This window comes from Pseudomonas sp. NPDC087342, from assembly GCF_044744265.1.
In the GTDB taxonomy this organism is placed as follows: Bacteria; Pseudomonadota; Gammaproteobacteria; order Pseudomonadales; family Pseudomonadaceae; genus Aquipseudomonas; species Aquipseudomonas nunensis.
Genome location: NZ_JBIUXZ010000001.1, coordinates 319087 through 345338 on the forward strand (window position 1 = coordinate 319087; position 26252 = coordinate 345338).

A 26252-nucleotide genomic window follows, 5' to 3' on the forward strand; every position below is an offset into this window, starting at 1 on the left:
TGCGAAGCAGTCGCAAAACTGAAACACCGCGGTTGCAGTTTTTGGGGCCGCTGCGCGACCCAACGGGGGCAAGCCCCCTCGCCACAAGGTGTCTGTGTTGCTTGAGATTTGCGTTAGCGGCTTGACAGTGCTGGCGTGCGCGGCGGAATAAGCCGTTTGCTGCCGGTCGCTTCAAACGCCGAAGCCAACCGCAGCAACGTCGAATCGTCATACGCGCGCCCGGCAAATGTCAGCCCGACTGGCATGCCAATATCTGCCATCACACCCATCGGCACCGTCACGGTCGGCACACCCAAATGTCGGATCGCGAGGTTGCCATTCGCCACCCAAATCCCGTTGCTCCACGCGATATCCGCCGACGCAGGATTCACATCCGCATCCGCCGGCCCAACATCCGCAACCGTCGGGAACAGCACCGCGTCCAGCCCGAGCCGATCCATCCAGTCTTCCAGATCGAGCTTGCGCGTCTGCTCAAGTCCGCGCAGTCCGTCCGGCACGGTCGAGATCTGATCCCACGGCGTAATCCCGCGCTCGGCCATCCGCACATATTCATCCATGCCGGCAGCCAGATCGCCCTCACGATTGGGCAACGTTCCCGGATCGTGGGGGAAGATCAGCGGCCCATCGACATCCACCAGACGATTCAATTTCGGATCGCCATTCGCCCGCAGGAAATCATCAAACGCCCACGCTGTGAGGTCCCATAACTCATGGTGCAGGAACTCTTTGGAAACGATCCCGCGATTGAACACCGTCGGCGCGCCAGGGCGATCGCCTTCGCAATTCGAAACCAGAGGGAAATCAACTTCGATCACTTCGGCACCGGCCGCTTCGAGCGCTTGGCGTGCCTGTTTCCAAAGCTCGATTACCGAATCACGCGTGTTGATGCGCTGCCCGGTCGGGCCACCAATCCCCGGCGCTTCCGACGTGCCCGCCTCAGGATCAGCATTGAAGTACATACGCGGAATGCCAAGACGTTTGCCAGCCAGTGCATCAGGCTGCGCAGCAAGTTCGGCATAGGATTCAGGACGCACCGAAGCCACACTCGGAATCGGCACCCACGGTTGCAAACGCCACAGATCGCCGCGCGTGTCGGTGTCTTCCGCGACCACTACATCAAGCACTTCGAGCAAGTCAGCCATGGTTCGGGCAAACGGCACCACCACGTCCATGGTCGGGGTCAGCGGCCAGTTGCCGCGCACCGAGATTACTCCGCGCGATGGCGTGTAGGCGCACAAGCCGTTGTTCGATGCCGGGCCGCGACCGCTGGACCAGGTTTCTTCCGCCAGACCGAACGCCGCGAAACTGGAAGCGGTGGCCGTGCCGGCGCCGTTCGACGAGCCGGAGGCGAATGGCGCGGTGAGGTAGTCAGCGTTGTACGGGCTCTCGGCCCGGCCATACACCCCGCGCTGCATCCCGCCGTTAGCCATCGGCGGCATGTTGGTCTTGCCCAGGCAAATCGCCCCGGCGCCGCGCAGGCGTTCGATGGTGAAGGCGTCGCGATACGCGATCAGGTTGGCAAACGCGGGACTGCCGGACGCGGCGGTCAGGCCTTTCACCAGGTAGCTGTCTTTGGCGGTGTAGGGAATGCCATCCAGCGGACCCAGCGTCTGGCGTTTGGCGCGGCGGGCATCGGACGCTTGCGCTTCGTTCAGCGCTTCGGGGTTGCGCACCACCACGGCGTTGAGGGCGGTAGGCGTGTCGGGGCCGTCGTAGGCGTCGATGCGCGCGAGGTAGGCCTGGACCAGCTCAACCGCGGTGGTCTGGCCCGATTCGAGCGCAGCACGCAGCTCGGCAATGGAAACCTCGGTGACCTCGATCATGCTGTTCTCTCAAAATGGCTGTTCATGATTGTTCTCGTTTTACGGTGTTGCGCGAATGGGCGCTATTTAACACCAAGCGGCGAGCCGAGGCATGGGTGAAATGCTTCACCGGCCGTGCGCCGCGTCCGCCAATTGCCCGGTGTCCACGCGCACGAAAGTCGAGTCGCCAATCGCGGTGAGCACTTCGCCGGCGAAGACCTCGCAGACCACCCGGGTTTTGCGTCCGACTTCGCCCTCGACTTTCGCCCGCAGGGTCAGCGTCACGCCCATGGGTGTCGGTTTGATGAACTTGATTCCGAGGTTGCCGGTGACGCAGTCGATGCGCGGCAGGCTGCCCGGCTCACGCTGTTCCGCCCGGTAGTGATAGGCCATCGCTGTCCAGTTGGAGTGGCAATCGACCAGCATCGCAATCAGGCCGCCGTAGACCAGGTCCGACCAGCCGCAGTATTTGGCCTCCGGGATGTGCTCGGCGATGACATGCACGCCGTCCTCGTGCCACACACTCTTGACGTGCAGCCCATGGGGATTGCGGCCGCCGCAGCCGTAGCACACGCCTTCGGGGGCGGCGAGGTCTTGCAGGGACGTTTCGATAGGGGACATGACGATCATCCTGAACAATGTAAGCCTGACGTTGGCGGATTCTAACGCTGAATCCGCTCGGGAATTAAAGCGTCCGATCAACCAGCCGAATGCTGTTGCGGCCGCCACGCTTGGAAGCGTAGAGCGCGGCGTCGCCTTGTTCGATCAGCGCCGCAAGGCTGGCGGGCGGCTGATCGAACAGGTCGGCACCGATGCTCAGCGTTACCGGTTCGGGTGTGGCGAAGGTCTGTGTGGCAGTTTGCTGAAACTGTTCGCGCAGTGTGTTGCCCAGGCTGACGACTTGTTCGTTCGAGGTGTTACCCAGCAGGATGACGAACTCGTCACCGCCAAGCCGCGCCGCCAGCGACGCTTCGGGCAGCACCGCGCGAATCATCTCGCTCAGCGCAATGAGCAGCCGGTCGCCAGCGATATGGCCGTACAAGTCGTTGACCAGTTTGAAGTTATCGATGTCGATCAGCAGTAAGGCGCCGGGGCGAGTCGACGAGACGTCTTCCAGCAGACGCGGCGCCCGCACTTCGAGGGCGCGGCGGTTGTACAGGGCGGTCAACGGGTCGCGGGCAGCCAGGTGCGCGATCTGTTTCTCCCGCCGATAACGCTCGGTGCCGGTCATCGACAAGGCGATCAACATGATCGCCATCACGCCTTCGACCAGGGAAATCTGAATGATCGCGCCACGCAGCGCGGCCAGGTCGATCAGCGTGCCCGGAATCACCGCCGTAAGTGCCTTGGCCACATAGAACACCCCGTGGGCCAGCAGCACATAACGCAGCTGCACCGCACCGACACTCAACGACTTGCCGTGGGGGCGCAAAAGGAAACTGGCCCTGAGCGTCGACAGCGCCACCAGCAACGAATTGACCAGCAGCATGACTTTCGACCAGATCGGCCCGTCTGGCACCAGCAGCATGGCCAGCCACGCGATAAAGATCAGCGCCCAGCCACGCGACAGACGCGTCTGCGTAAAGCGCGCGACACCGAGCAAAAACAGGAAATGCGCGGTCACCAGCAGGCCGTTGGCGAACCAGATACCGATCAGCAGAAAACCGCTGCTGCGCAACAGAGCGAGGGTCGAGCCCACGGTGATCGTGGCAAAACCCGCGCTCCAGAACAGCAACGAGGGCTCGCGAATGCTGCGCCATTCGATCGCCAGGTACAGCGCAGCGGCCGCCGCAAGGGCGACCGAGATTGTCAACATCGTGAGCGGGTCGAGCGGCATTTCCTTGGCGGGCCTGTGTTTTTGCGCTGTGGGACGGCGATTGTAAGCGTTTGGGGCTGTTTTTCGCAGAGGGCTTGTCGGCAAGCTTCTGCTAGTCTGCCAGACCCGCCGCCGACCAAAGCAAGGCTCGATCTATGTTCACTCTCCGCGTCATGACCCTGGACGATTACGAGGCCGTGATCGACCTGATGAAACGCACGCCGGGCGTCTCCTTCCGGGACGCCGATTCTCGAGAATCGACCGCGAAGTATCTGGAGCGCAATCCCGGGCTGAGCTTCGTTGCGGAAGTGGAGGGCGTTATCGGCGCTTGCGTCATGTGCGGGCACGATGGCCGCCGAGGGTATTTGCAGCATCTGGTTGTCCTGCCGCAGCATCGGCGGCAAGGCATCGCCAATGCTTTGGTGGCGCGCTGTCTATCGAGTCTTGAAGCGCTCGGAATCCTTAAATGTCATCTTGATGTTTTCAAGACCAACGAAGCAGCGGCCAAGTATTGGCATAGCCAGGGCTGGCAGCTCAGGACCGATATCGATCGGTATTCGTTTACCCGGTTGGGCGATGAAAACGCATGACCGGGTTGTTAAAAAGACCGCAACTGGCTGTCCGGAATGACGCCCGAAAAACTCGCCTCTACCGGTCCTGTGAGAATGACGGGGCCTGCACCATCCCATTGAACCGTTACGATTCCGCCGTCACATTCAACCGCAACAGTACTGTCCAGCAAACCACGACGAATGCCGTTCACTGCGGCGCCACAACAGCAAGAACCTGAGCCGAGGGGGATGCCACCTCCGCGTTCCCAGATGCGCAAGCGGATGTGCTTTCGATCAATGACCTGGACGAAATGCACGTTCGTTGCGAGGGGAAACAGAGGGTTGGTTTCAAGGGTGGGGCCGATGGTCGCGATGTCTAGGATTGTCAGGTCATCCACAAAATAAGTGCAGTGCGGATTACCCATGCTGCAGGCTGCCGGGTCACCGGCAAGTGGCAAAACAGCGGTATCCATTTCCCGCGCCAGGGGAATGTCCGGCCAGTCGAAAAGCGGCGCTCCCATGTTGACGGAAATGGTGCCGGCCGACGTTCGTTCGCATGTGAGCAAGCCACGATGGGTGCGCAACACGATTGAAGTCACACGGGACTCACGCATCAGCCGGTCGGCGGCGCCCCGGGTGGCGCTGCCACACGCGTCCAGCGCGGAGCCATCGGCATTCCAGAAGATCAGGCGCGCGTCCGCATCATCGCAATCGAGTATCACCGCCAGTTGATTGAAGCCGATGCCCCGGTTTCGGTCGCCCATTCGCCGAGCCAGGCTACTGGTGACTGGATTGGACGCGTTGCGCGCGTCGACGATAACGAAGTCATCGCCATTGGCGTGCATTTTGTGAAAGCTCAACGGCATTGATAAACCCTCGTGACGAGACCTGGGGTGAATAGAAGTCAGTCCGGCACAACCCAAAACATTGTCTGGACACTGATGTGCGGATGACTTTCCAGAGGTTCCCATTCATCCATGAACGTGAAGCCATGCCTCAGATAGAAGTTCGCGGCCCTGGCATTGTCGGGAGAAACGTCCAGGAAAACCCGATCATACCCTCTGCTCATCGCGCGGGTTTTCACCGCGTCCACCAGTCGATTGGCCACGGAGGAGCCCCGGGCGGCGGGTTCAACCCACATGCCGATCAGGTTATAGCGATTCGCCTGGCTGACTGCGGCACCGATCATGCCTACCGGTTTATTGTCTTCGAATGCCAACCAGAACTGCGTTCCGCTGCCTGACGAGGCGCGTTCTTTCCATTGTTCGTCAGTGTAATGGGCGGCGGTTTGGTAGCTCACACCAAACGCTGTTGGCGTGTCCAAAAGCGCGGCGAGGCGGACTTGCTTTAACAGCTTCCAGTCTTTTTCTTCCGTGAGTCGAATGTCCATGATTTTCCTGAGAGAGCCTGTTTACTGCGATAAGTAGTTAGCGACCAACCAACGGGTAATGCTTGATACGACACGCGTAATCATTGCCATCGCCTTTACAGATGCCATCCAGATAACGGTAATCAATGCGCACCGACTGGCCTTTTTTGGGCCACTGTCGGCGTGGCAATGTGGCTTGGTAGTCGGTCGTTTCCGGGGTGAAGGTGATCGTCGTCCCGACCTCCGGGCATTCGACCGAGGCCGAAGCGGGGGTGGCTTTGAGGATCTGCGCCTGTAGTTGTGGATACGGGCGTTTCACTACCTCGGTGACACGAACTTCCATCCTGCAGATTTGCCACGTGGATGCCTGTGCTGGTTCGCACAACACGGCGAGCGGCAAAACGAATAGCACGTAGCGTGTTGCGCCAATCTTCATCATTGCGCTGGCCTGGGGTACGGATGTCGAAGGCATGAATCGCCGTTCACTGTTTATGTTGGGCGGACGAGGTGTCAGGAGATTCTGGCAGCAACTTTGGAGTAAGTGCTTTTATTTTGTGCCCTGATGACCGTGCGCTCGGTCTCAACGTGGTTCGACAAGGTCTGTCGATTGTCATTGCCCAACGATTGGATTTACGGATGAACCCAACCAAGCGACTCCCGTTCCATGCAAAGAAAATCTTCGCTGTCGCCGTCACGTCTCTGTTGCTTAATGGTTGTGTCGGGGTAGTGGTTTCTTTACCCGACGAAGAGCAAAGAAGTCACGTTCCCTTGACCGAGCAGAAAACCGACAGCGACCTGACCACTCGGGCGTGGTGTGGTGTCACGCTTTGGGCGGTGGTTGTGCCGATTCCCTTGAAGTTGCCGGTGTGCCAGCTTCATGCGGGGCAGTCGTTGACCTCACCTTTTTATGCTTGCGGTCCGTTTATGTTCCTGGGAGGGATGTCTAACGGTTATGAGGGGCATTTCCTGTGCGGAAAGTTTCCCAAGGTGTCATGACGGGTTCTGCCGAGCCTCCGCCCGTACCACCAGCCAGATCCCGACCCCGGACACCAACATCCCGCACACCATCTGCCACGACAACGGTTCGTTGAACATCGCCCACGCCCAAACCATCGTCACCGGCGGGCTCAGGTACAAAACGCTGGCAACTCGGGTGGCGGTCGCGCGGCGCAGGCAGATCCAGTAAAGCCCATATCCGCCCACGGTCGACAATCCCACCGTCCACAGCACGCTCAGTGCAAACCCCGTGCTGGGGATCGGCGCCAGGCTGCCTTGGGTTCCCTCGACGATGGCGAATGCGATGCTCGACACGAAACATTGCAGCCACAGGTTGGGCAGCAAATCCAACGACTCCGAGGCGGGCAGATGCTTCTGCCAGAGTGTCGCGACAGCGAGGGACAGCATGCCGAGCAGCGGCAGGCCATACGCCCACAAAGGCGCGTTGCCCCAGGCCAGAGCGCCATGGGTCACCACGACCACGCCGACCAGGCCGATGACCAGTCCGGCCCAGACTTGCCAGGCCAATCGTTGCCCCAGTACCAGCGCGGCCAGCAGCGCCATGCCCATCGGCAACAGGTCGGCGAATAGCGCGGCCAGACCCGCCGGCACGCCGAGGGCGATGCCTTGTATGACGCCGGCCAAATAGCCCGCCATCGCCAGCAGGCCGATGCCGGCGTTTTTCAGCAGGACGGGCAGGGAGGTTTGCCGCAACGACTTGGCGACAAAGGGCAGCAGGATCAGCGTGACCACCACGCAGCGCCAAAACACCACCAACAGGGCAGGCGCGTAATCAATCGAGAATCGCGCACCGACGAACCCGGAACTCCAGGTGAGAATCAGCGCCGCCTCGAGTAACGGCAACGGGATCGCCTGGCGCCAGGTTGGCGTGGCTTGCGGATGAGCGGTAAGCGGAGTGTGCTGGTTCATCACCACAGGCTACGAAACCGGCGTAGTCTAATAAATCAAAATAAAGTGCAGAAGTCATTCACGAAGGCTGAACCATGACAGCGATCCTTGATATCGAGTTGGTCCGTACGTTTCACGCCGTGGCGCGGATCGGCAAATTCAGTGCGGCGGCCGAGCAGCTGCATAAAAGTCCGGCGGCGGTGAGCGTGCATATCCAGCGGCTTGAAGCGGTGGCCGGCGGGCGTTTGCTGAACCGCGATAATCAGTCCGTTTCCCTGACCGCACTGGGCAAGCGGCTGCTGCTGTCTACCACCGAACTGCTGAGCACCCATGACCGGGTGCTTGCCGACCTGCACGGCACTCATTTGGCGGGACGTATTACGCTGGGCGTCCCCGATGAATACGCGGTCCATGTGATCCGCGACATCCTGCCGACCTTCGCGGCGGCGTGGCCCAATGTGGTGCTTGAGTTGAAGACCGCGCCAAGCTTTGCGCTGCGTGACCTGGTTCAGCGCGGCAAGCTTCAGGCTGCGGTGATTGCCCAGCCCAAGGGCCAACCGAGTGCGCAAATGCTGGTCCTGACCACACCGGTCTGGGTCGGGCCGACTCACACCACGGTGGCCTCGATGGACCCGTTGCCACTGGCCGTGCATGCGGCGCAATGTCCTTATCGACAAGCCATGATCGAGTCGCTCAAGCACAGCGGCAGACGCTTGCGGGTGGTGCTGGAAAGTCCCTCCAATCAGGCGATCAAGGCGTGTGTGGAGGCGGGGCTGGCGATCAGTCTGATCGACCGCGCCATGGTCACGGACAACATGCAGATCCTCGACGGATTGCCCGTCATACCGGAGCATGAAATCGTGTTTGTACGATCGCCATCCTCACACGACGATGAAGCCGTGAACCTGCTCGCCCAAGCCGTGCAACAACACTTTCGGCTCTGACATCCCTCGGCGCTACGGACAGAAAACGCACCCGGTGGACCAATCGCGCACGGATTTTCATCCCACGGCAATTTGTCATATTCAGTCTTTTTTCATTGCAGATAGTGGGCAGCCCAACGCGATTTGAATGAGGCTGCACCGTGTTTCAACGTCTTCTGTGTTCGCTGTCCGTTTTGAGCCTGTCCATCGCCGCTGCCCAGGCCGCCGAAACCACCACCCTCGATACGCCGCACCTGCGCAGCATCGACAACTTCCGTGACCTCGCCGGCACCACCACCGCGTATTCCACCGCCAATGACGGCACGATGCGCACCGGCGTGTTCTACCGCTCCAATGCGCTGACGCCGTCGGCGGCGGATCTGGCGACGTTGAACGGCTTGGGGATCAAGGCTGTTTATGACCTTCGCACACCGACCGAAATTGCCGGCACCCCCGACACCATGCTCACGGGGGTGACCTACGAGAACATCGACATCATTGGCAGCACCACCTCCGGCGCGAACATCACCACGGTCTCGTTCAAGAGCGCCGCCGATGCCATCGCGATGATGCAGCAAACCAACCGCGCGTTCGTCAGCGACGCGGGGATGCGCGGCCAGTTCACCCGGCTGTTCAATGAACTCGCCAGTGTCGATGGCGCCGCGTTGTTCCATTGCACCGCCGGCAAGGACCGCACCGGCTGGACCGCCGCCGTGCTGCTGAGTATTGCCGGGGTCGACAACGCCACGATCATGAGCAACTACCTGGCGACCAACGATTACACCGCCGCGCGCATGAAAGCGACGCTGGCGGCGATGCCGGCGAGCATGGCCGCGATCTATGCACCGTTGCTCGGCGTCGAGGCCAGTTACTTGCAAGCGGGTCTGGATCAGGTCACCGCGCAGTACGGCAGCATGGACAACTACCTAAAGAAAGGGCTGGGTTTGTCCCAGGAAACCCTCTACGTGCTGCGCGGCAAAATGGTCGAGTACAACAGCCTGCCGGGCCAGGCAGGCCTGATCGGCAACGCCGCCGCTGGTGCGCAACTGTTGCAGCAATTGCAGAACAGCAATCTGTCCGGCACTTACAGCGCCTATAACTATTACCTGCAATCGGCCATCGACGCCGGCAGCCTTGGCGGTGTCGAATCCACCGTCGGCGGCCAGGTGCATGCGGACGCCGCGAGTTACTTGCTGCGTCAGGGCGCGATGATCGACCAGGCTGCGGCGCCGTTCAGCAGCGGCACGGACCTCAAAGTCGGCCAATACCGTTTGTGGAGCACTGCGCTGGCGGGGTATCTGGGCACCGACGGTTCGTCCAATGCCGCCAGCAGCAATGAGCACAGCCAAGGCTTGATGATCGGCCTGACCCAGCGCTTCTCCGAACAACTCAGCGCCCATGGCGGATTCGGCTACAGCCGTGGCAACGTTGGCGGGGCGGGTGGCGAGGCGGACACTGACCTGACGTTTTTCTCCGTGGGCGCACGCTACGCGCCGGGCGGTCTGGAGCGCGGGTTGTTTGTCGATGCCGATCTCAACGCCGGTTGGCTCGACTACGACAGCAAGCGCGACCTCGGCGGCGGACTCGGATCGGCCAAGGGCGACAGCCATGGCAACCTCTCCGGCGCGAGCCTGGCGCTGGGCTACCGTTTGCCGCTCAGCGTGATGACCCTCGAACCGAGCCTCGGGGTGCGCGTCAGCCATCTGGATTTGTCGGGTTTCACAGAGAAGGGCAGCGAACTGGCTCTTGATGTCGATGGTATCCAGGCTACCCGCCGCAGTGCCGTGGCGAATCTCAAGGCCTCGTTCGCGCCGATTGGCATGGGCGCGTGGAATCTGGTGCCGGGTGTCGAAGTGGGTTACGAGCATGTGCTGGGCGATCACACGGTCGACAGCGAAGGCCATTTGTTGGGTCTGGACATCGAACAGCGCGCCGCCTTCGACAACCGCGATCAGTTCACGGGCGGCGTCAACCTCATGGCCAATCTCGGTGCCCTGAGCGTGGGGGCTGAAGTCGGCGCCAGTGGCGGCGGCGACAGCCATGGTTTCAGCGGCGGCCTCAAAGCCAGCTACCTGTTCTGATGAGCCCTGCAAACACCACCCCCCTGTAGGAGCGAGGCTTGCCCGCGAAGGCGGACTGTCAGCCAGCATCAATGTCGACTGACACGACGCCTTCGCGAGCAAGCCCGCTCCCACATTGATCTCCAGTGGACGCAGCATTTGTGACCAACCCCAATCCCCTGTGGGAGCGAGCCTGCTCGCGAAGGCGATGGCACAGTCAAAAACAATATTGCCTGACACACCGCTTTCGCGAGCAGCCTCACTCCCACATGGATCTCCAGCGGACGGAGCATTTGTGACCAACCCAAATCCCCTGTAGGAGCGAGGCTTGCCCGCGAAGAGGCCGGCACATTCAAAATGGATGTCGGCTGACCCACCGCCTTCGCGAGCAAGCATCGCTCCTACAGGTATTAAGTGGACATAGTATCTGTGACCAACCCAAATCCCCTGTGGGAGCGAGCTTGCTCGCGATGGCGATGGCACAGCCAAAAACTAAATTGCCTGACACACCGCTTTCGCGAGCAAGCCCGCTCCCACAATGGTTTTGTGGTGTGGCTTGGATTTTGTTAGCGATCCAATCAGCGCCGTCGGCTTTTCACTTCCGCCGGGCTGACACCATAGGCATTCTGAAAGTACTGGCAAAACCTGCCGACATTGCTGAATCCATATCTCAAAGCCACATCAGTCACCGACATTGAGGCACCGCCCACCAACGCATCGTAGGCCCGCTCCAAACGCACCTGCCGCTGATAGTCCACAATCGACATCCCCACAAACCGCCGAAACCCATCCTGCAACGCTCGCTGGCTGACGTTGCTCAGCCGCGCCAACTCCGTGCCGCTGACCAGATTATCCGGATGCTCCTGAATGTACTCGACCGCCAGCCTCACATGCCGTGGCGCGATCTGCGGGGCAGGGCGGCGAAGGGCTTGGGTGAAGTTGTGTGGCCAGGCCTCCAGCACCGCATCCACCAGCATTTCCCGCAGGCGCGAAGGCATCAGCGTGCCGGCGTTGATCAGCAGGTCGAACTCGGTCCCGGTCGCCAGGTCGATCAACGCCTTGATGCCCTGGAAGGCGGCGGCATTCAAATCCACCTCCGGCTCGAAAACCAACTTGCTCAAGATCGGCTTGCCCAGCAGCGTCGACAGCCGCTCGGTAAGCAGCCCTCGCTTGATCGAAATCCCGTGCTGCGCATGATTGTCGATAAAACGCATCGAACGCACATCGGCCTTGTCGATGGCCAGCCCGACATGCGCAACACCCACGGACTCGACCGCGTGATTGAAGACGATCTTGCCGGCGGTAGGAATGACGAAAGTGATTTCATCCACTGGATCGGGAAACGCCACCGTGAAATCACCCCGATAGTGCATGCGCCGAAAGCTCACACCTTCGTGCCGACCGTAGACCCCGCCAATGATGATGTGCCCCGGCGGAGGCGGCGTGTCGGCATAGCGATTGCCGAACATTTTCGAGAACAGCGCACCGAAGTCATCGCAGCGCATGTCGTTGGATCTGAGGATGATTTGCTGGCGGGTCGGGGTTGAGAACACCTTCAGGGGCACCTTGGGTCGGGCAACGGGGCGGGGCGGATCGCGCGAGGAAGATAGCAGGTGGGCGTGACGAGTTTGTGACGCCCCCCGGTTTCTACCCTGCACTCAGCAACACGGCGCCCAAGGCGACCAACACCGTATTGAGACAGACCAGCACGAAGCCAAATCGAACCAGTTCGCTGTCTTCCGTGGCCGTGGTTTTAGCCAGCCCGAGGATCAGCATGACGATCGACAGCGAGCCCAGCGCCGCATGTCCGGCCGAGCTATTCTGCACCGCTGCCAGCAATAATCGAGAGCTCTCGGGGAGCATCGCGATGGCCGGCATGAAGATCGCGTTGCCGCCCACATTCGACCCGGTCATGTAGCCTGACAGCGCGCCGAGCAGGGTGACCAGCGACGTCGCGGCGGTGGGCGAAAGGCCCGTCAGCAACTGCATCAAACCTGCCAGAAAACCGGCCTTCACCATCATCTGCGACATCGCGAGAAAGAAGAAAATGGTCAACAGTGGCCGTTTCGCCCGCGCTGCCAACGCAGCAGGGACGCTGATGCCGGGCTCTGTCTGATGGCGTGCGTTGCGCGTGTGAAACCCCAACCCGATCAGCACCAGAATCAGCGCGATTCCCGGCGAGGCGAGTGGCTTCCAGCTGACCTGGGCACCTTGAACGATCCAGAGATCCGGCCAGGCAGTGATCGTCCACAACGTTTTCAACGCAACAATGCAGACAATCAACACCAGATACGGCCACGCCTGACGCGGCCATTGCACGCAACCGCGTTCACTGCGCCGACGCCACTGCCCGACAGACAGCACCGCAACTGCGGTCACCAGTCCCGCCGCAACCCCGGCTATTTCCGGCCCCAGCCACCGACTTGCGCTGTAGAGCACCGCCACAAACAGCAGCCAGAAAACGCCGAGCCCGCGCCATTCCCGCGACTCACGAACGCCGGCCAGGTACAGCGCCATCGCACTGAGGACCAGAAAAACCGGTGCGCTGATCAGTGCCGAGTTTGAAGCCAGCGCAGTGGCGTCCAGATGAGCCAGCGAGGCACCAATCACCGAGGCCAGACCTAGCGTTCCCCACGGCATGATCGCCATGCCGGTCAGCGCAATTCGCAGCGCGACCCGACGTTCGAACAGGCTCAGCAGCAGGGGCACCGTTGCGATCAACGACACACCGAAACCGGTCATCGCTTCCAGCAACGGCGCCAGTCCTAGGACGATGAATACCAACTGATCACCGCGACTCAGGCCCAGCGAGCGCACCCATTGACTCAGCGCCAGGTTGACGCCCAGGCGCTCGATAAAAATCACGAAGGCCAGACCCGGCACGATCACGAAAGCCGTACTGGCGAACAGCACCGCCGTATCTTGCGCGGCGGCCAACATACTGCCCGGGTGCCACGCATCAGCAGCGCCGGCGAACCAGAGTACAAAGACGAGGAGAGTGCCGGCGATTGCGGCGTGAACGGGCGGCCGGCGCAGCACCACGAGCATGGCTGTGACCAATAAGACCGGGGAAAGATGAAACAACGCGACCATGCCAATAATGTCCTTGTGAGTGCCCGATTCAGGCTGCGTGTGCAGACTGTGGGCAAGATAATATTTCGCATGACTGGATAAAGGGCCTCGGTTTTCTGGTAGTTTTCGAGAAAATTTCTCGCGGCCTACCGATGATAAAAAACGACGCAGCATCAGACTCGCTCGACAAATTCGACCGCGCCATCCTCGACCTCGTGCAGCGCGACAACACCACGCCGCTGCGCCTGATGGCCGAGCAGGTCAATCTCTCCACGGCTGCCGTTCAGCGCCGGATCAAGCGAATGGAAGAGCGGGGCGTCATCACCGGCAATGTCGCTATCGTTGACCCCACGGCGGTAGGACGGCCGATCACGATCATTGTGGAAGTCATGGCCGAGCGCACCAGCATCGAGGCGCTGGAGGCGATGAAGGCACACTTCGCGGTGCCCGAAGTTCAGCAGTGCTACTACGTCACCGGCGAGGTGGATTTCGTCTTGGTGCTGACGGTGGCCAGCATGCAGGAATACCAGGCGTTGGCGCGGCGACTGTTTGCTGAAAACGCCAACGTAACCTGGTTCAAGACCATCGTGGCGCTGGACCGGGTGAAAGTCGGGCTGGCGGTGCCGAGCTAAACCGCCGTCGAAGTTTGACGTTCAGGAAGGGGCCCGACGCTGGCGTGCGCCTTGTCCACCAGCCGTTGCAGCCATCCGGCGTCCTGCTGATTGACCATGGCGTAGCGATCAGGAGGGAAGAAGGTCCAGTGATGGGCGATCTCGACAAGGCGCTTGAGCTCATCGGCAGACAGCCAATAAGGCGTGTTCACCAAAGGCAGCGGCGCACCGCTGAAACGCCGACCGAGAGCGAGGTTGGTGCCGGGAGCGAAGGCGATTGCCAGTTCCTGGGCGGGTTGCAGGTGCTTGTCCGGCGCGGGCATTTCCCCCTCCCGCCCGTAGCTGAAGTTGCCCGGAAATTGTTCCTTCAACACCAGCCATTGGCCGGCAGCAGTCCTGGCCACAACCCATTGCGACACGCCGCTGTCTTGCACGGATTCAAGCTTGCCGTTTTTCCACAGCATGAGGGTGTTGCAGTCCGGGTCGTAATCGGAGGACCACAGGTTGATGCCCGATTCCAGGGTTTGGCGCTCCAGCTCGACCAGCCCTTGATCCGGCATGGACTGCCAGTAGCGCTTGGTCGCGTCGCGGGTATCGCGCAGATAGTTGCGTAACACCCAGGCCGCCATGAACAGCAGCGTCGCGAGTGCAAGCCAGCCGAAAGACGCGCCGATGATCTGGTCGATATCCAGGCGTGGTGCAAACAACGATTGATAGAGCAACAGTCCCAACAGAAACGCGAGACCCGGCAAAACCGGGCCAAAGCACAGCGGCGGCACCAACACCGTGATCCAACTGAAGCGATGCCCGCTAGCGTATACCCGCGTCCAGGCTTGTTCCTGGGCGAGCATCGGCACCTGTTCCCGTGGGGCAATGCCGGGATCGGGCGACTGAAAGCGTATGTACCGCTCGTAGGAATCGTCGCTCATGGATCAGCTTTCAGAGGAACTGATGGCGTCCTGATCGGCTTCTGCCTCCAGCTTCAACCGGTCGGCCTTGCTGATGTACTTATCCTTTTTTTGCGGTGCCAGTTTGGCACTGGCCTTCTTGGCTTTAGCCTTGAACAGCTGCTGTAATTTTTTCTGACGATTCATCTCTTTCTACCGGGCTTGAAAACGCTCGAATGATAGCCGAAATAGGGGCGGATTTATTTAATGGGGCCTTTGCCAGTACTCTGAGGTCGCAGAGGTCATTTGCTGATAATCAAATGGAAGGCCACGGATGAGCACGTTTGTACGATCCCTTACTGTAGAGATTTTCAATTCAAGCGGCGCTGACATAGCTGTCAACTATGCCCAACTGACGGGTAGAGAGTGGGCGATACCGCCGACGCCCGGCACGTTAATCTGTCCCAGCCAACAGCAAGCCTATGTGAACGGTGTGTCCAATACCCTATCGTCACTTGGAGGTCAGATTTCACTGATGCCCGCCTCTGGCGGCAGCATCACCTCTGCATGGAACTGGCCGTCGGGCTCCCCGGTTTCTGGCAGTGTGAACAGCATTGCAACGAATCTCGCCGTTACCCACCAGATTTCAAACACCCAAACCAATAACCCCACGATGCAGATAGTGATCGCTAATGCGAGCAGCATCGCCAAGATCGTGTAACTACGCCAATCAAAATGTGGGAGCGGGCTTGCCCGCGAAAGCGGTGTGTCAGGCGACATCGTCATCGACTGTGCCGACGCCTTCGCGAGCAAGCTTCGCTCCCACAGGGGATCTGTGTCGGCCATAAATTTTGCGAACGACACCCATCAAATGTAGGAGCGAGGCTTGCCCGCGAAGACGGTGTGTCAGCCAACATCAATTCAGCTGATACACCGCCTTCGCGAGCAAGCTTCGCTCCTACGGGGGATTGGGCAGGATTTTGTGTAGGAGCGAGGCTTGCCCGCGAAGAACGATAACGCGGTGTGTCAGGCCTGACGCCTTCGCGAGCAAGCTTCGCTCCTACAAAGGCTTGTGGTTATCCAGTACGCGATTGGCCGCCGCCTCTCCCATCAGGAGCGACCGATGCAACACCAACAATGTATGGCGTCGCGGGCCTTCCTCCAGCTCGACCATATCGTTGACCATCTTGCAGGCGGTTGACAGCGACTCATAGACCTCAACCAGCAACGCTTCGTCATCCACCGCTGCGTCGATGGTGAAAATGGTGCCGGATCTGCGGGGCGGTATCTGCGCTTTCGTCGCCCCGGGGTTGAGGTAGATCTTGAGTGCGCGGTCGGCCGCCGCTTTCATTTTATTGGGGTCAAGATCAAAAGAGGCGTCGTAGGGTACTGGATCAGTATTCGGGGGATTGGGTGTAATTTTGAACATAGATGAAACTCCCATTTTCGAAATTAAAATTGAGGAGCCATCACCTTCGCTACCAAACGAGGGGGTGGCGGCCATACGTGGGTTGGTAGACCGGTCGAAAACGGGAAACCCGGCGCTCACAAGGAGCCCCACGCATGACCACCATATAAATCGGAGTCCCCAAAAGAGACTACATAAGGTGTCGCCATGCGAATGTTTTCAAGCGGGCTACCAAACCCGATCACTGTTTTGCAGTGACCCGGAAACGATATAGCCCACCCCATAGCCGCACAAGCCGGCCGATTCTGGCGTACGCGTAGGCAACGGCGCAAGGCGATGTAGCCGTTTATGACGTAACACCGAGTGTCTTTAAACGCGCATCGTTAAACATGTTTATGTGGATCAAACGCTCCCCGTCGAATGGCTGAACCAAGCGCTGATTAATCAAGACGGGATTATTAACGGCACTTATTCCCTGACGAGCATCCACCACTGCAGCGAGTTGGCATGTGCGTCTTGGCGGTTTTGAATGACTGACTCTGCCTGTCGGTTCAACCGGTCGATGCGGCATAGACAATGGGTCGGTTTGATCTAGCCTTGAATAAGATCACGCTGGAGAAAAACTCCATGTCCCTCGCGCTCAGAAATCTGTTTGTCTTTGCCTTTGGAGGCTTCGTTTGCATAGCTGCATTCGGTCAAGGAGAAGCAGGTACCCATCACCCACCGGCAATACTCCCACTGGAATCCGAGGCGCTGCCAACACTCACTGCCTATCCACCGCTTGCCGAGCCGCTCGCCCGCGGTGTTGTCATCATCCAGTATCGAACAGAGCACGCCAGGATCATGCCGGTATTCGGCAAAGGGGCTGGTGACGTCTCTCCACGTCTCGGCCACCTCCATGTGACTGTCGATGACTGGAAAGGTACATGGGCGCATACCAGTGAAGACCCGATCATCCTGGTTGGGCTGACGCCCGGAACTCACAAAGTTCTTCTAGAAGTCGCCGACCCGACTCACAAAATCCTCACCAGTACGACAGTGAGTTTTATAGTGCCCGAGAAATAGCCACCAAAAGCCGAATAGTTGAACCAAGCGCTGATCAATCAAGTCGGGATGGTTAACGGCACTTCTTTCCTGACGAGAATCAACCATGCGCTACTACACCCTGAAATACCTGTTCGACGGCGAGCCCCGCACCCACGTGTTCGATCTCAAGCAGCCTCAACTGCCCATTCACGAGGCGGCGATGCACCTGCTACAGCTGCATTTCGGGGATGGCGAGAATAGCCTGATCATGCCCAGCGCAGATGCGACGCCGGCGGAGGTTTTAGAACAGGCCGAGCGGGTAGGGCTGACGCGGATTGTGGTGGTTGATTAATAGATCTGATGGCAGGTGCAGAGACCTGGCTTGCACCTTGTCAGCCAAGATTGTGGCGCTCCACGTTCCCACTCACGAAACGATCTATCGCGACTCTTAAGGTGTGCGGCTTTGCGAACGCTTGACGCTATCGTTGACCGTTCGTTACTGGCTGATTGCTGTCGTTCACTTCTGACTGTTTTCGGCCAAAAGTGGACGGTGGACACGATGACGGCAAATGGGTAGCTTCATTCGAGGGCAGCAGTCCTTACCGTCACCCATGTTGCGTTTTTCCCTGAGCAATGTCGCATTTGCCGTGACCACTTCTAAGCCAGACCTCACCGTTACGGAGCATGTAAGACATGTCAAACATCGTCGCATGGACCCTGTTCGCCTTGGGCGTCCTCCATATTCCATTCGGTATTATCAAATTCAAAACAGCATTCGCCGCCGCTGTAGACTCTGGCTTCGTTGACCAATTCAAAGCGCACGAAGATCGGCGTACTGCCCTCTGGTTTACCATGCTGGGGCCGCTTTTTATGCTCGCAGGGCAGACAGCGATTCACGCCGTAGCCGTTGGCGATCTCGCGCTACTTAAAATTGTTGGCATCTATGTGTTTATGATCTCGATCATTTGCATCATTGCTGTTCCAAAATCAGGGTTCTGGGCAACGCTGCTGGTTTCTCCGCTGATCATCGCGGCAGGGTATGGTTTGTACGCCTGACAAACGATTCAAGGCGTTCGCTTCGCTCACTCGCGAGGGCTTCAACGCCCGCTCGGGGTCGATGTCAGCCGGTCGCCACTGGCCAAAATAGTCCAGGAGAAGCGATTGGAATATCCTCTCTGCCATGAGACAAAGACCCGGAGCACTGCGAACCAGCCACACTATCAAGGAGAGTTGCACATCATGGACGAAGCCATTACTTACCGAGCTGCAATGGTAGAAGACGCATTGAGCATTTGTGAGTTGGGACAATTGCTTAACGCCGTGCACCACGCTGCCCGTCCCGATATTTACGCGGATTCCACCCAAGACTTCGCGCGCGACCTTCCTCACTGGTCAGGTCTTTTAGAGAAACCGGGTCAGGTTGTATTCATCGCGAATGTCGGTCACCAAGCCGCAGCCTTCATTACTGCCAGCCTGTCGACAAGCTCTGGGCCACTGTTGCAACCGCTGAATGTTGTTCGCATCGGATCGATATGTGTTGCCGAGAAATTTTGGGGGAAAGGTATTGGACGTAGACTTATTCAGCTCGTTAAAAACTGGGCAATCGAAAATGACGCTCAGGACTTGAGGTTGTCCGTCTGGCCGTTCAATGCACGTGCTGCTCGCATGTACACAGAGTTCGGGTTTGAGACTCGTGCTTTCGAGATGGGAATGCGTCTGTAAAGGCGACTCCCCTTAAATGTGAAAAGAGGTTCGAAGGAATTATGCTGGGAAAAAATCACTCCACAATGTCAATAGCCCGTGGAGAGTCCCGTCACGTACAAAATCACTCACCTCTTTGACTCGGCGACTATGGAGCCAGGTAATCCATTGGGCTAGATCGGTGTGCCCCTGCTGTTCAAGCATCTGCATGAAGCGCACCTGCCAAAGCTTGCACGCCGGCCCGCAAATCCCTGTACGTCGCTGCAAGTCAACCACGCTCTCGCCATTGATCAACCCTTGGGCAAAACCCATAGTGCTCCGGATGACCCAACCGGGACAGCAACGTGCCATGGAGTAAGCTCACCGTACTCCAACAGCTATGGCAGCAAAAATCAGGCCGTCGCTCATCGACACGATGCATTTGAGGCGAACCACACTTCGAACAGACCCCACGCTGAGTCGTCAACAACTGCTCTAACCCACTCAAAAACGCTTGGGCTTGAGCGGCAATATGCGCGGGAGGCTCCAGGTTGGTTCGATCTTGACGCGCAGACCACCAGTGAAACAACGCTGGAAACTCTTTGGCCATCACCGCACGACAAGGCTTAATCCAGCGCCAAGTGGTGCTGGGTGAAATGCCCATGGCGTTGGCTATATTGGGCATAGGCCAACCGGCTATCAGCGCGTTGATTTTTCGTAGCGCAGGCTTAAATTTGCTCTATTGTTCTGGTGGTTACGGCTGTGACCAGCTCCTCCACCCGATCTCGCCGGGTCTAAACCCTATCGGAGCCCGGCGTGTCGGAGGAGTATTGGGGGCGTTTCTTCTAGCCCACAGCAACATGAGAGACGCGCTGTCTGTGGGTATAAGAGCTAGGCAATCGAATCAATATCCAGGTAGCAAGGGGCTCCCACGGTGTGGCCACCCGTTATCGCCGCTATCGCCCGGTCATCGTCGTAGGCTGGTGGGGGGGACATTGCCAGCTGTTCCTGAGTTGTATTCTCCGGATGAGCTTTCCAACGAGGCAAATCGCCCTCAATCAATTCGGGCAGTCCAGCGAATAAACCATACACATGGGACTCGGTGACAGGCTCGCCACGTAAAATGTCCAGTCGCGTCCGCGTTGTGCCTATGTTCTCGATTTCTTGTTGAAGAGCGGCCTTCGCCGCTGCTTGACTATTCACATATCCGTCGGGGCTCGCCGCGAGGCGTCTCTCCAAAGTGAGCAATTGCCGCTGGACGTTCTTTAACGCCCCATCCACCAGTTCAAACTCATTGTCAGTAACTAATGTGCGATTGAATTCTTGAGCTTCCTGCCAGCGGCGTAGGCTGGCCCAGCAGTTTGGAATGTAGCTGAGGACCATTTTGTGGTCTGCATTATCAACAATTTGTCGTAGGAATGAACCGCGATCCGGCAGGCCGTCGGTTGCCTTCAGCGCTTTGGCACAGCCGTGGTCATTGATAGTGCTGCAACCTGGCATCCAGAGGATCGAGGATTTTTTGCCAGCTCCAAAGTTGACCGGCATAAAGTGTCGCAGAGTACCGTGGTGGGTATAAGGCTCACCGGTAATGTTGATCATGCCCAACGCAAACCATGACACCCCGACAGGCGGACTGATCACCGTAACGACACCCTGTGCGATGTACTCCCGCTTGGTGGACGTGTTCATCCATGTCGATGGAACGCTTGGCACCGGATCGTTGTGGTTGACGGTGCGGTGGTGAATCAGGGGCGAAGCCCCCTCAACGAAGACTTTGTCACCGGCCCGTGGGGCACCGTAGGTGTAAAGCACAATGTCAGCTGCATATCGTTTATTACGTCGCACCATTTCAGACACTATCAGGGCAATCGCCCCGCCCAGGCTGTGCCCGGTGATGACCAGCTTTTGCCCGTTGTAAAATTTATCCAGGTAACGGTCTACAAAATCATAAGCCACCTTGGCTGCACCATAAAATCCGCTATGCACTTTGCCAGGCCATTCGCCAAAGGGCACTTGAGTGGCATCCATGTCGCGCAGGGCATCCGCCCCACCGGCGGTGCCCCGGATCGAGATCAAAATCAGCGTATCGTGGTGGGTGATGAAGGCTTGGGTATCGGTGCCATCGTCAAATGAGCTGTCATCAAAGCAGTGAATGCTGGCCGGATTTTCCTGTTTTTCACCCAGGCTTGGGCTATTAACTTCCGAGTACAGCTCTGGGTCGAAGGGCACCATTTCCAGGCGTTTGGAGTACGGCACCTCTTCATACAGAGGGTAATAGGCTTTGCTCCCCGCCTGCGCTGCATCCACCTGCCAAAGCTCGTCAAATTTTGAAAGTGCGTCACCAAACCAGTTGCCAATGCTCGGTTGCAAGGGAAAGCTCACGCTGTCTTTTTCTACCGGGAGTGAGGTGGGTTGCTGTCCAAAGTCGCTGTAACTCAGAGTCGACATCAGCGCCAGTTGGTAGAGGTTGAGTGCGCAGAAATCGTTGCTTGCCGATAGCATTGGGCGCAAGGCGCGTAGCGGACGCACCTCGAGCACGGTGTGCCGGTTCGGCATCAGGGCGACGCCTAGTGGTGTGCGTGCAGGTGGTGCATTCCCCATCTCCGCCATAGCCGAATCATGCGGCGTGACGTCCACGTTCTTTCCACCATCAATGAAGCCAGTTTGCTGGGTCTTGGGGTTTTTGACCTGAGATTTTTGCCGAAACAACGAAAACACATGGGTATTGGGTGGAAAATGGCGCTGCACTTTGGGGGGCAGATGTGCCGAATGATCCACCAGCTCGCGCACTTCAACCTGGTAAAAGGTATTAGCTTCGCCCTGTGCCGGATTGGCTTCTGTGCGGGCGCCCGACTTATTAAAAAAACGGGTTTTTTCGGCACGTACTTGTAGTTCAGTGATAGGCAGCGGGTAGTGTGGTCTTTCTCGCAAAAACGTATAAGCCTTTTCGCTTCCCTGGTATGGCTGATTGAGTTTGAGCACAACCGGGCCGCAATAGTGGTTATCCACCTTGCCGGATCCGGACGCATCCAGTTTGCCGGTGTAGCTGACATTCTCGTAATCGGTGACCTCGTAGGCCAAACCGGCATAGGGTTTGCCGTCACCCAGTTCATCCACCAATTGAAAACTGGTCGAGTGCCCACGTAATGGGCAGGTATGAATACGACCGTCAAAGGACGGTTTGTCACCGTCTTTCAGGGGAACAACGCTCATGGAGTCACCTCCTTGCGTTCGGTGCAGCCGGGATAAATGGTGCAGATTCGTTCATCCACCATTTTAAAAGTGCTGAAGTCTTTGTAATTGCCATAGCAAAATGCATATTGGTCTTCAAAATTGTCGCCCATACATCTCTTCCAGCCACCGGGCACCTTGACCCAGGTGTCGCCGATAGCGGGCTTTTCCTCATCGGCCAGCTTGATCTTCAACTTCACGGTTTTGCCCGGCAACTGATCGAGGGTATACGAGGCAAACGGACGACCTTTGGTGACATTGCCCTGGGCATCGGTGTTTTTGCAGTCAAGAATTTTGGTGATGTAGCGTTTAGGGCCAATCGTGCGGAACAACCACTGGCACTGACCCGAAAACTGGCTTTCTCCGGCTGCGTTGAAGGTGCCCTTGTCGCGGGAGTCGAGGTGATCCTGCACTACGATAAGCCCCGAATCTCCGCCGAAATCACCTCGGTCCTTACCGTAACTCGCGTTAATGTCGAGTTGGATATTGTCCAGCACCAACTCGCAGCCTTTGCGGGTGCGGTGTATTTCGATCTGCGCATCAGGCTTATATTCGGTTCGCCACTCACGGTTGAACTGTGGTTTCAGGTTGTCACGTTTGCCCAAGTCGCAGGTCTGACCGGGGACCGGCACGTAGGTCACGGACGCGACATAAGCAAAGTTTGGTGGCAGGTCAGCGGTAAAAGTAAATGTGTCGGACTTGCCGGTGGCTGAGCAGCCGACGGTCATGGCCATGCAACTGCCAAGGATTAAACTGTGAATGACGCGTTTCATACGGAGGCATCTCCCTGCCAATACAGCGTTTCCTGATAAACCCGGTCAAAGTGCATCGTCGGGGTTTCGTTTGGCTGGGGTAGCCAGCTTTTTGGTGGGGTGTAGTCCGGCGCCTGCAAGCTTTGCGTCAGCAAAAAATGAATGCTGTCCGGTTCCTGCCAACCCCAGGTGTGCGCCAGGTCGAACTGGCCGCGTAGCCAAGTATCAATGTCCTGCTGCTGTGCCAGGCTGAGCAAGTCGTCGGTGTGCTCGCGGACAAGGTAACGCCGCGTGTTATCGAACTGTACGCCTTTGAATGTGGCTTCGGGCATAGGGGTATGACACCAGGCGGGGTCTGTTGGCAGAGGGTACTGACTGGGCGCGGGGTTGTCAGTGATCGTCCATTGCTCAACCTGCCAATAACAGACGCTGGCCATCGATCCCAGATACTCTGGACGCTGTTCAGTTTTCAGGTAGGCCAGCGCACGTGCCAATACGCGGTTATCGTGGAAACGATAGACGGCTTGGTGGGGGCGCTCACCCGTCACCAGACGCTCTCGCCAATGGGCGCTCAGCACATCGAGATCAGTGTTTTCAGCGCTGGCCAGCCAACCCCAGTTGCGCTCTGGCGACGAGAGCAACGTCCGGAGCGCCGGGATATCAAACGAATCGAGCTCAAACAGGTACGGTCCGTTTTTCGCCAGCGACTCAGCTGGAGTACCGATGTACAGGTTGCGGTAGCGCTGAGTTCCCAGCTCGCTGACCAACGTATTGCGTTCATCTTGCTGCCCGAGGGAATCCAGCACCAAGTAAAAGCGCCGCCCTGTCGCGGACTGTTCGTGTATCCATTGCTCCAACGTGCTCATGCGTTGTCTCCAATATTGCACAGGCCATCGCGACAAGCCTCGCATAGTGGGCAGTAGTCAGTCGCTTTTTGTTGGGTCTCTAAAACGAGAGATTGCGGACTGAGGATGATGGTGGGCAGCTCACTGGCCAGCGCCTCTGTTGCTTGTAGTGGCGCTATACCGGGCACCGGCGCACCACCCAACACAATGGGTACGCTGCTGAAGATGCCACCGGCACTGATCACTATATGTTGGCCTCCGGCTGAAAGCGTCAGGGTTGCACCGGCATTGATCACCACGTTGGTGGCGGTGACATGGGCCTGCGAGCCAGCCTTGATCACCAGTGTCCCATCCGCCGTGGTGCTGCTGTTGCCGGTGATGGAGATCAGTTCGTTGCCGCCAATCACGGTGTTGCGTTGACCGTCGGTGGTGTGGGTTTCATCGCCCTTGATCAGGCTGGTGCTGTTGCGCCCGACCTGCTCGGCGCGGTCGTTGTCGATCTGGCTGGTGCTGTCGTTGCGGATCAGTTGTTCGAAGTCACGCTCGGCCCGCAGATAGACTTTTTCCTGACCTGCGCGGTCCTCGATCATCAGCTCGTTAAAACCACCTGAACTGGGCGAGCTGTGGCTGCGCAACACGGTCTTGGTCTTGTTCGCCGGCAAGGGATATGGCGTGGGGGTTACCTTATTCACCACGCACCCGGTAATTAGCGGCAGGTCGGGGTTGCCTTCTAAGTAGGTCACCACCACTTCCATACCGATCCGCGGGATAGTCACCGCACCAAAGTTTTCTCCCGCCCAACTGGACGACACTCGCAGCCAGCAACTGCTCTTGTCGCTGTTGAGTTCAGCGCGGTCCCAGGGCAGCTCGACGCGGACTCGCCCAAAATCATCGCAGAAGATTTCTTCGCCCACAGGTCCCGTTACACGAGCAGTCTGGCTCACCAACACTGTCTTACGCGTGACAAGCGGCGGACGGTAAAACACATCCCAGGGAATCGCGCTGAAGCTGTTGCGGTAACCTTGGGTAAACCCGTCTTCGGGCTTAACGTCGCTGGTGATTGATTCCTCCAGAGACTGAGGTTGCTTGCCCGAATGCGTCACGCTGAGCAACAGCCACAACTCGTTACACGCTTTGCGTGGGTGCTCGGTCAGAGTAAAGAAGTGGCCACTGCGCAGGATCGGCTGGTCGCTTTTACCCTCGGCCAACTGGTAGTCGCTACGGTGTCGCTCCAGGGCTTGCCGGGCCAGCTGTTTGCCGAGCTTTTCATTTTCGATCAGCAACGGATAGCGATAGTCTTCCAGCGCAGGAGTGGCCTCGACCGCCATTCGACTTTCCAGCAGCAGGCTTGGACGTTGGAAGTCATAGTCTCGGCGCGTGGCGGTGCTGGTGCGGGTGCTGAAGCGCATGGAGAACTGGCTGACGACCGGATGATCCGCCGCCAGGCCAGCGCCTTGCTGATAGGGCGTGTCCCCCAGCTTGGGGTAATAGGTCTGATCGTCGGTGAATACGAGCAGGTGGCCATCCTGGCTGTGTTGGTGGTGCCACGAAACACCATCTTCACTGCATAACCTCTGGATGAACTCGAAATCGTTTTCACCGTATTGAGTGCAGTATTCGCGCTCTGGGCTGGTGCTGACATGAAAGGCGTACGCATCAGCCTGAAGACCATGCCCCTGGAACACCTGGGCCACGATCTGCGGCACCGTCAGGTGCTGGAAAATCCGCTGGTTGTGGCTGAACTGCAAGTAATGCAGCGCCGGCACCAAAGTCAGGTGATAACGGGTCAGGCGTTTACCCGCTTCCCCCACGAAAACATCTTCGATACGCCCATGTATACCTTCGCCATCCAGGCCAAACTGGAGAAAAGCCGATTGGCTGAGCAAGCTCTCCAGATCGAAATCCGGGTACTCGCTGACCAGTTCAACATGGATAGCGTACAAGCTGCTGATAGCTTCAGAGCCGTGAAAGGCCAGTACCTTGAAGTCGTTACGAACAGAGGGAATCAGTAACGTGAAGTGCGCAGCATTGGCCGGCGCGAACATACGCTTATCCTTAAGCTGAGAGAGGAGGCAAAACGCGATGTCCAGGCCATACCTAGCCTAAACAAGCTCAAATTTCCAAGCACGCTAACAAAGATGCAGAAAAATTGATGCGGGAAACGTCCTGAAATGCTTCAGAAATTTCCAATTATTCGGAATGTTTTTTCTGTGAACGACAGAGACAGTGAAAATGATGCTGAGTTCATTTCTGTGCGCTTTATATATGGTCGAAGACGCCTACGAAATCAGGGTCGATTCAGAGCCAGAGGTTC

At 58.3% G+C, this 26252-nt stretch carries 26 protein-coding genes; 10 read left to right on the forward strand and 16 right to left on the reverse strand.

Features of this window, described 5'->3' with window-relative positions:
• Positions 1 to 113: 113 nt before the first annotated feature.
• From ACIOYV_RS01505 to ACIOYV_RS01515, 3 genes are all read right to left on the reverse strand, one after another.
• Positions 114 to 1823: an amidase gene (locus ACIOYV_RS01505; protein WP_401320216.1), complete on the reverse strand. Its 1710-nt coding sequence runs from the start codon at positions 1821 to 1823 to the stop codon at positions 114 to 116.
• Between the two features lie 105 nt (positions 1824 to 1928).
• Positions 1929 to 2423 (reverse strand): PaaI family thioesterase, encoded by a 495-nt coding sequence (locus ACIOYV_RS01510; RefSeq protein WP_401320218.1) that lies wholly within the window; start codon positions 2421 to 2423, stop codon positions 1929 to 1931.
• Between the two features lie 64 nt (positions 2424 to 2487).
• Positions 2488 to 3639, reverse strand: a complete 1152-nt coding sequence (locus ACIOYV_RS01515) for a GGDEF domain-containing protein (RefSeq protein WP_401320219.1) — start codon at positions 3637 to 3639, stop codon at positions 2488 to 2490.
• A 134-nt stretch (positions 3640 to 3773) separates the two neighbouring features.
• Here ACIOYV_RS01515 and ACIOYV_RS01520 point away from each other — a divergent pair, with 134 nt between their 5' ends.
• On the forward strand, positions 3774 to 4208 hold the full coding sequence (locus ACIOYV_RS01520) for a GNAT family N-acetyltransferase (RefSeq protein WP_401320221.1): 435 nt from the start codon (positions 3774 to 3776) through the stop codon (positions 4206 to 4208).
• A gap of 8 nt (positions 4209 to 4216) precedes the next feature.
• Here the strand turns inward: ACIOYV_RS01520 and dapF are convergent, their stop codons facing one another.
• Genes dapF through ACIOYV_RS01535 form a run of 3 tightly spaced genes read right to left on the reverse strand, consistent with a single transcriptional unit; the run spans position 4217 to position 5977 of the window.
• A complete protein-coding gene (gene dapF / locus ACIOYV_RS01525; protein ID WP_401320224.1) occupies positions 4217 to 5035 on the reverse strand; it encodes a diaminopimelate epimerase in 819 nt (272 codons plus the stop codon).
• A gap of 38 nt (positions 5036 to 5073) precedes the next feature.
• Entirely contained in the window at positions 5074 to 5559 is a 486-nt protein-coding gene (locus tag ACIOYV_RS01530; RefSeq protein ID WP_401320227.1) for a GNAT family N-acetyltransferase, read from the reverse strand.
• Between the two features lie 37 nt (positions 5560 to 5596).
• Positions 5597 to 5977: a hypothetical protein gene (locus tag ACIOYV_RS01535; protein WP_401320229.1), complete on the reverse strand. Its 381-nt coding sequence runs from the start codon at positions 5975 to 5977 to the stop codon at positions 5597 to 5599.
• 197 nt (positions 5978 to 6174) lie between these two features.
• On the opposite strand from ACIOYV_RS01535, the gene ACIOYV_RS01540 reads away from it, so the two are divergent.
• On the forward strand, positions 6175 to 6534 hold the full coding sequence (locus tag ACIOYV_RS01540) for a hypothetical protein (protein ID WP_401320232.1): 360 nt from the start codon (positions 6175 to 6177) through the stop codon (positions 6532 to 6534).
• On the opposite strand, the gene ACIOYV_RS01545 is transcribed toward ACIOYV_RS01540, so the two are convergent.
• Entirely contained in the window at positions 6529 to 7464 is a 936-nt protein-coding gene (locus ACIOYV_RS01545; RefSeq protein WP_401320233.1) for a DMT family transporter, read from the reverse strand. The two genes, ACIOYV_RS01540 and ACIOYV_RS01545, sit on opposite strands and share 6 nt — an antisense overlap.
• 74 nt (positions 7465 to 7538) lie before the next feature.
• Here ACIOYV_RS01545 and ACIOYV_RS01550 point away from each other — a divergent pair, with 74 nt between their 5' ends.
• Together ACIOYV_RS01550 and ACIOYV_RS01555 are read left to right on the forward strand one after the other, a co-directional pair.
• Complete coding sequence (locus ACIOYV_RS01550) at positions 7539 to 8387, forward strand: LysR family transcriptional regulator (protein WP_401320235.1); 849 nt, start codon at positions 7539 to 7541, stop codon at positions 8385 to 8387.
• A 140-nt stretch (positions 8388 to 8527) separates the two neighbouring features.
• Complete coding sequence (locus tag ACIOYV_RS01555) at positions 8528 to 10447, forward strand: tyrosine-protein phosphatase (RefSeq protein WP_401320237.1); 1920 nt, start codon at positions 8528 to 8530, stop codon at positions 10445 to 10447.
• A 557-nt stretch (positions 10448 to 11004) separates the two neighbouring features.
• On the opposite strand, the gene ACIOYV_RS01560 is transcribed toward ACIOYV_RS01555, so the two are convergent.
• Both ACIOYV_RS01560 and ACIOYV_RS01565 read right to left on the reverse strand, forming a co-directional pair.
• Positions 11005 to 11979 carry a helix-turn-helix domain-containing protein gene (locus ACIOYV_RS01560; RefSeq protein ID WP_401320240.1) on the reverse strand — a complete coding sequence of 325 codons (975 nt, stop codon included), beginning with the start codon at positions 11977 to 11979 and terminating at the stop codon, positions 11005 to 11007.
• A 94-nt stretch (positions 11980 to 12073) separates the two neighbouring features.
• The gene (locus ACIOYV_RS01565) at positions 12074 to 13519 is read right to left on the reverse strand and encodes a transporter (RefSeq protein ID WP_401322549.1); all 1446 of its coding nucleotides are present in this window, start codon (positions 13517 to 13519) and stop codon (positions 12074 to 12076) included.
• Positions 13520 to 13650: 131 nt separating this feature from the next.
• Here ACIOYV_RS01565 and ACIOYV_RS01570 point away from each other — a divergent pair, with 131 nt between their 5' ends.
• On the forward strand, positions 13651 to 14130 hold the full coding sequence (locus ACIOYV_RS01570) for an Lrp/AsnC family transcriptional regulator (protein WP_054614317.1): 480 nt from the start codon (positions 13651 to 13653) through the stop codon (positions 14128 to 14130).
• On the opposite strand, the gene ACIOYV_RS01575 is transcribed toward ACIOYV_RS01570, so the two are convergent.
• Both ACIOYV_RS01575 and ACIOYV_RS01580 read right to left on the reverse strand, forming a co-directional pair.
• Positions 14127 to 15038, reverse strand: coding sequence for a hypothetical protein (locus ACIOYV_RS01575; protein WP_401320241.1), 912 nt, complete (start codon positions 15036 to 15038; stop codon positions 14127 to 14129). The two genes, ACIOYV_RS01570 and ACIOYV_RS01575, sit on opposite strands and share 4 nt — an antisense overlap.
• Positions 15039 to 15041: 3 nt before the next feature.
• On the reverse strand, positions 15042 to 15203 hold the full coding sequence (locus tag ACIOYV_RS01580; protein ID WP_082356710.1) for a DUF2986 domain-containing protein: 162 nt from the start codon (positions 15201 to 15203) through the stop codon (positions 15042 to 15044).
• Between the two features lie 127 nt (positions 15204 to 15330).
• On the opposite strand from ACIOYV_RS01580, the gene ACIOYV_RS01585 reads away from it, so the two are divergent.
• Positions 15331 to 15717 carry a hypothetical protein gene (locus ACIOYV_RS01585; RefSeq protein WP_401320244.1) on the forward strand — a complete coding sequence of 129 codons (387 nt, stop codon included), beginning with the start codon at positions 15331 to 15333 and terminating at the stop codon, positions 15715 to 15717.
• Between the two features lie 339 nt (positions 15718 to 16056).
• Here ACIOYV_RS01585 and ACIOYV_RS01590 read toward each other — a convergent pair whose 3' ends face one another.
• Complete coding sequence (locus ACIOYV_RS01590) at positions 16057 to 16425, reverse strand: DUF6124 family protein (RefSeq protein ID WP_401320247.1); 369 nt, start codon at positions 16423 to 16425, stop codon at positions 16057 to 16059.
• A gap of 606 nt (positions 16426 to 17031) precedes the next feature.
• Between ACIOYV_RS01590 and ACIOYV_RS01595 the strand changes: the two genes are divergently transcribed.
• The 4 genes from ACIOYV_RS01595 to ACIOYV_RS01610 all read left to right on the forward strand — a co-directional run bounded on the left by ACIOYV_RS01595 (position 17032) and on the right by ACIOYV_RS01610 (position 19152).
• The gene (locus tag ACIOYV_RS01595) at positions 17032 to 17469 is read left to right on the forward strand and encodes a DUF6130 family protein (protein ID WP_401322551.1); all 438 of its coding nucleotides are present in this window, start codon (positions 17032 to 17034) and stop codon (positions 17467 to 17469) included.
• An 85-nt stretch (positions 17470 to 17554) separates the two neighbouring features.
• A complete protein-coding gene (locus ACIOYV_RS01600) occupies positions 17555 to 17782 on the forward strand; it encodes a hypothetical protein (protein ID WP_054051192.1) in 228 nt (75 codons plus the stop codon).
• A gap of 341 nt (positions 17783 to 18123) precedes the next feature.
• Positions 18124 to 18486 (forward strand): DUF6463 family protein, encoded by a 363-nt coding sequence (locus ACIOYV_RS01605; protein ID WP_401320249.1) that lies wholly within the window; start codon positions 18124 to 18126, stop codon positions 18484 to 18486.
• 183 nt (positions 18487 to 18669) lie between these two features.
• On the forward strand, positions 18670 to 19152 hold the full coding sequence (locus ACIOYV_RS01610) for a GNAT family N-acetyltransferase (RefSeq protein ID WP_401320250.1): 483 nt from the start codon (positions 18670 to 18672) through the stop codon (positions 19150 to 19152).
• 849 nt (positions 19153 to 20001) lie between these two features.
• Here ACIOYV_RS01610 and ACIOYV_RS01615 read toward each other — a convergent pair.
• From ACIOYV_RS01615 to tssI, 4 genes are read right to left on the reverse strand one after another with little or no spacing between them, the layout of a single operon-like run.
• Positions 20002 to 22323, reverse strand: coding sequence for a lipase family protein (locus tag ACIOYV_RS01615; protein ID WP_401320251.1), 2322 nt, complete (start codon positions 22321 to 22323; stop codon positions 20002 to 20004).
• A complete protein-coding gene (locus ACIOYV_RS01620) occupies positions 22320 to 23114 on the reverse strand; it encodes a hypothetical protein (protein WP_401320253.1) in 795 nt (264 codons plus the stop codon). Before ACIOYV_RS01620 ends, ACIOYV_RS01615 begins: the two co-directional genes overlap by 4 nt.
• On the reverse strand, positions 23111 to 23959 hold the full coding sequence (locus tag ACIOYV_RS01625) for a DUF4123 domain-containing protein (RefSeq protein WP_401320256.1): 849 nt from the start codon (positions 23957 to 23959) through the stop codon (positions 23111 to 23113). Before ACIOYV_RS01625 ends, ACIOYV_RS01620 begins: the two co-directional genes overlap by 4 nt.
• Entirely contained in the window at positions 23956 to 25983 is a 2028-nt protein-coding gene (gene tssI, locus ACIOYV_RS01630; RefSeq protein ID WP_401320258.1) for a type VI secretion system tip protein TssI/VgrG, read from the reverse strand. The genes ACIOYV_RS01625 and tssI overlap by 4 nt, the downstream gene beginning before the upstream one ends.
• Positions 25984 to 26252: the final 269 nt, after the last annotated feature.

Bases quoted from the DNA above. Each gene is read 5' to 3' on its own strand.
- ACIOYV_RS01545 (WP_401320233.1), bottom strand. From the start codon at position 7,464: ATGAACCAGCACACTCCGCTTACCGCTCATCCGCAAGCCACGCCAACC.
- ACIOYV_RS01585 (WP_401320244.1), top strand. From the start codon at position 15,331: ATGAGCACGTTTGTACGATCCCTTACTGTAGAGATTTTCAATTCAAGC.
- ACIOYV_RS01615 (WP_401320251.1), bottom strand. From the start codon at position 22,323: ATGAGCGTTGTTCCCCTGAAAGACGGTGACAAACCGTCCTTTGACGGT.
- ACIOYV_RS01565 (WP_401322549.1), bottom strand. From the start codon at position 13,519: ATGGTCGCGTTGTTTCATCTTTCCCCGGTCTTATTGGTCACAGCCATG.
- ACIOYV_RS01530 (WP_401320227.1), bottom strand. From the start codon at position 5,559: ATGGACATTCGACTCACGGAAGAAAAAGACTGGAAGCTGTTAAAGCAA.
- dapF (WP_401320224.1), bottom strand. From the start codon at position 5,035: ATGCCGTTGAGCTTTCACAAAATGCACGCCAATGGCGATGACTTCGTT.
- ACIOYV_RS01510 (WP_401320218.1), bottom strand. From the start codon at position 2,423: ATGTCCCCTATCGAAACGTCCCTGCAAGACCTCGCCGCCCCCGAAGGC.
- ACIOYV_RS01575 (WP_401320241.1), bottom strand. From the start codon at position 15,038: ATGAGCGACGATTCCTACGAGCGGTACATACGCTTTCAGTCGCCCGAT.
- ACIOYV_RS01505 (WP_401320216.1), bottom strand. From the start codon at position 1,823: ATGATCGAGGTCACCGAGGTTTCCATTGCCGAGCTGCGTGCTGCGCTC.
- ACIOYV_RS01515 (WP_401320219.1), bottom strand. From the start codon at position 3,639: ATGCCGCTCGACCCGCTCACGATGTTGACAATCTCGGTCGCCCTTGCG.
- ACIOYV_RS01580 (WP_082356710.1), bottom strand. From the start codon at position 15,203: ATGAATCGTCAGAAAAAATTACAGCAGCTGTTCAAGGCTAAAGCCAAG.
- ACIOYV_RS01605 (WP_401320249.1), top strand. From the start codon at position 18,124: ATGTCAAACATCGTCGCATGGACCCTGTTCGCCTTGGGCGTCCTCCAT.
- tssI (WP_401320258.1), bottom strand. From the start codon at position 25,983: ATGTTCGCGCCGGCCAATGCTGCGCACTTCACGTTACTGATTCCCTCT.
- ACIOYV_RS01540 (WP_401320232.1), top strand. From the start codon at position 6,175: ATGAACCCAACCAAGCGACTCCCGTTCCATGCAAAGAAAATCTTCGCT.
- ACIOYV_RS01620 (WP_401320253.1), bottom strand. From the start codon at position 23,114: ATGAAACGCGTCATTCACAGTTTAATCCTTGGCAGTTGCATGGCCATG.
- ACIOYV_RS01570 (WP_054614317.1), top strand. From the start codon at position 13,651: ATGATAAAAAACGACGCAGCATCAGACTCGCTCGACAAATTCGACCGC.
- ACIOYV_RS01595 (WP_401322551.1), top strand. From the start codon at position 17,032: ATGTCCCTCGCGCTCAGAAATCTGTTTGTCTTTGCCTTTGGAGGCTTC.
- ACIOYV_RS01550 (WP_401320235.1), top strand. From the start codon at position 7,539: ATGACAGCGATCCTTGATATCGAGTTGGTCCGTACGTTTCACGCCGTG.
- ACIOYV_RS01590 (WP_401320247.1), bottom strand. From the start codon at position 16,425: ATGTTCAAAATTACACCCAATCCCCCGAATACTGATCCAGTACCCTAC.
- ACIOYV_RS01520 (WP_401320221.1), top strand. From the start codon at position 3,774: ATGTTCACTCTCCGCGTCATGACCCTGGACGATTACGAGGCCGTGATC.
- ACIOYV_RS01610 (WP_401320250.1), top strand. From the start codon at position 18,670: ATGGACGAAGCCATTACTTACCGAGCTGCAATGGTAGAAGACGCATTG.
- ACIOYV_RS01600 (WP_054051192.1), top strand. From the start codon at position 17,555: ATGCGCTACTACACCCTGAAATACCTGTTCGACGGCGAGCCCCGCACC.
- ACIOYV_RS01625 (WP_401320256.1), bottom strand. From the start codon at position 23,959: ATGAGCACGTTGGAGCAATGGATACACGAACAGTCCGCGACAGGGCGG.
- ACIOYV_RS01535 (WP_401320229.1), bottom strand. From the start codon at position 5,977: ATGATGAAGATTGGCGCAACACGCTACGTGCTATTCGTTTTGCCGCTC.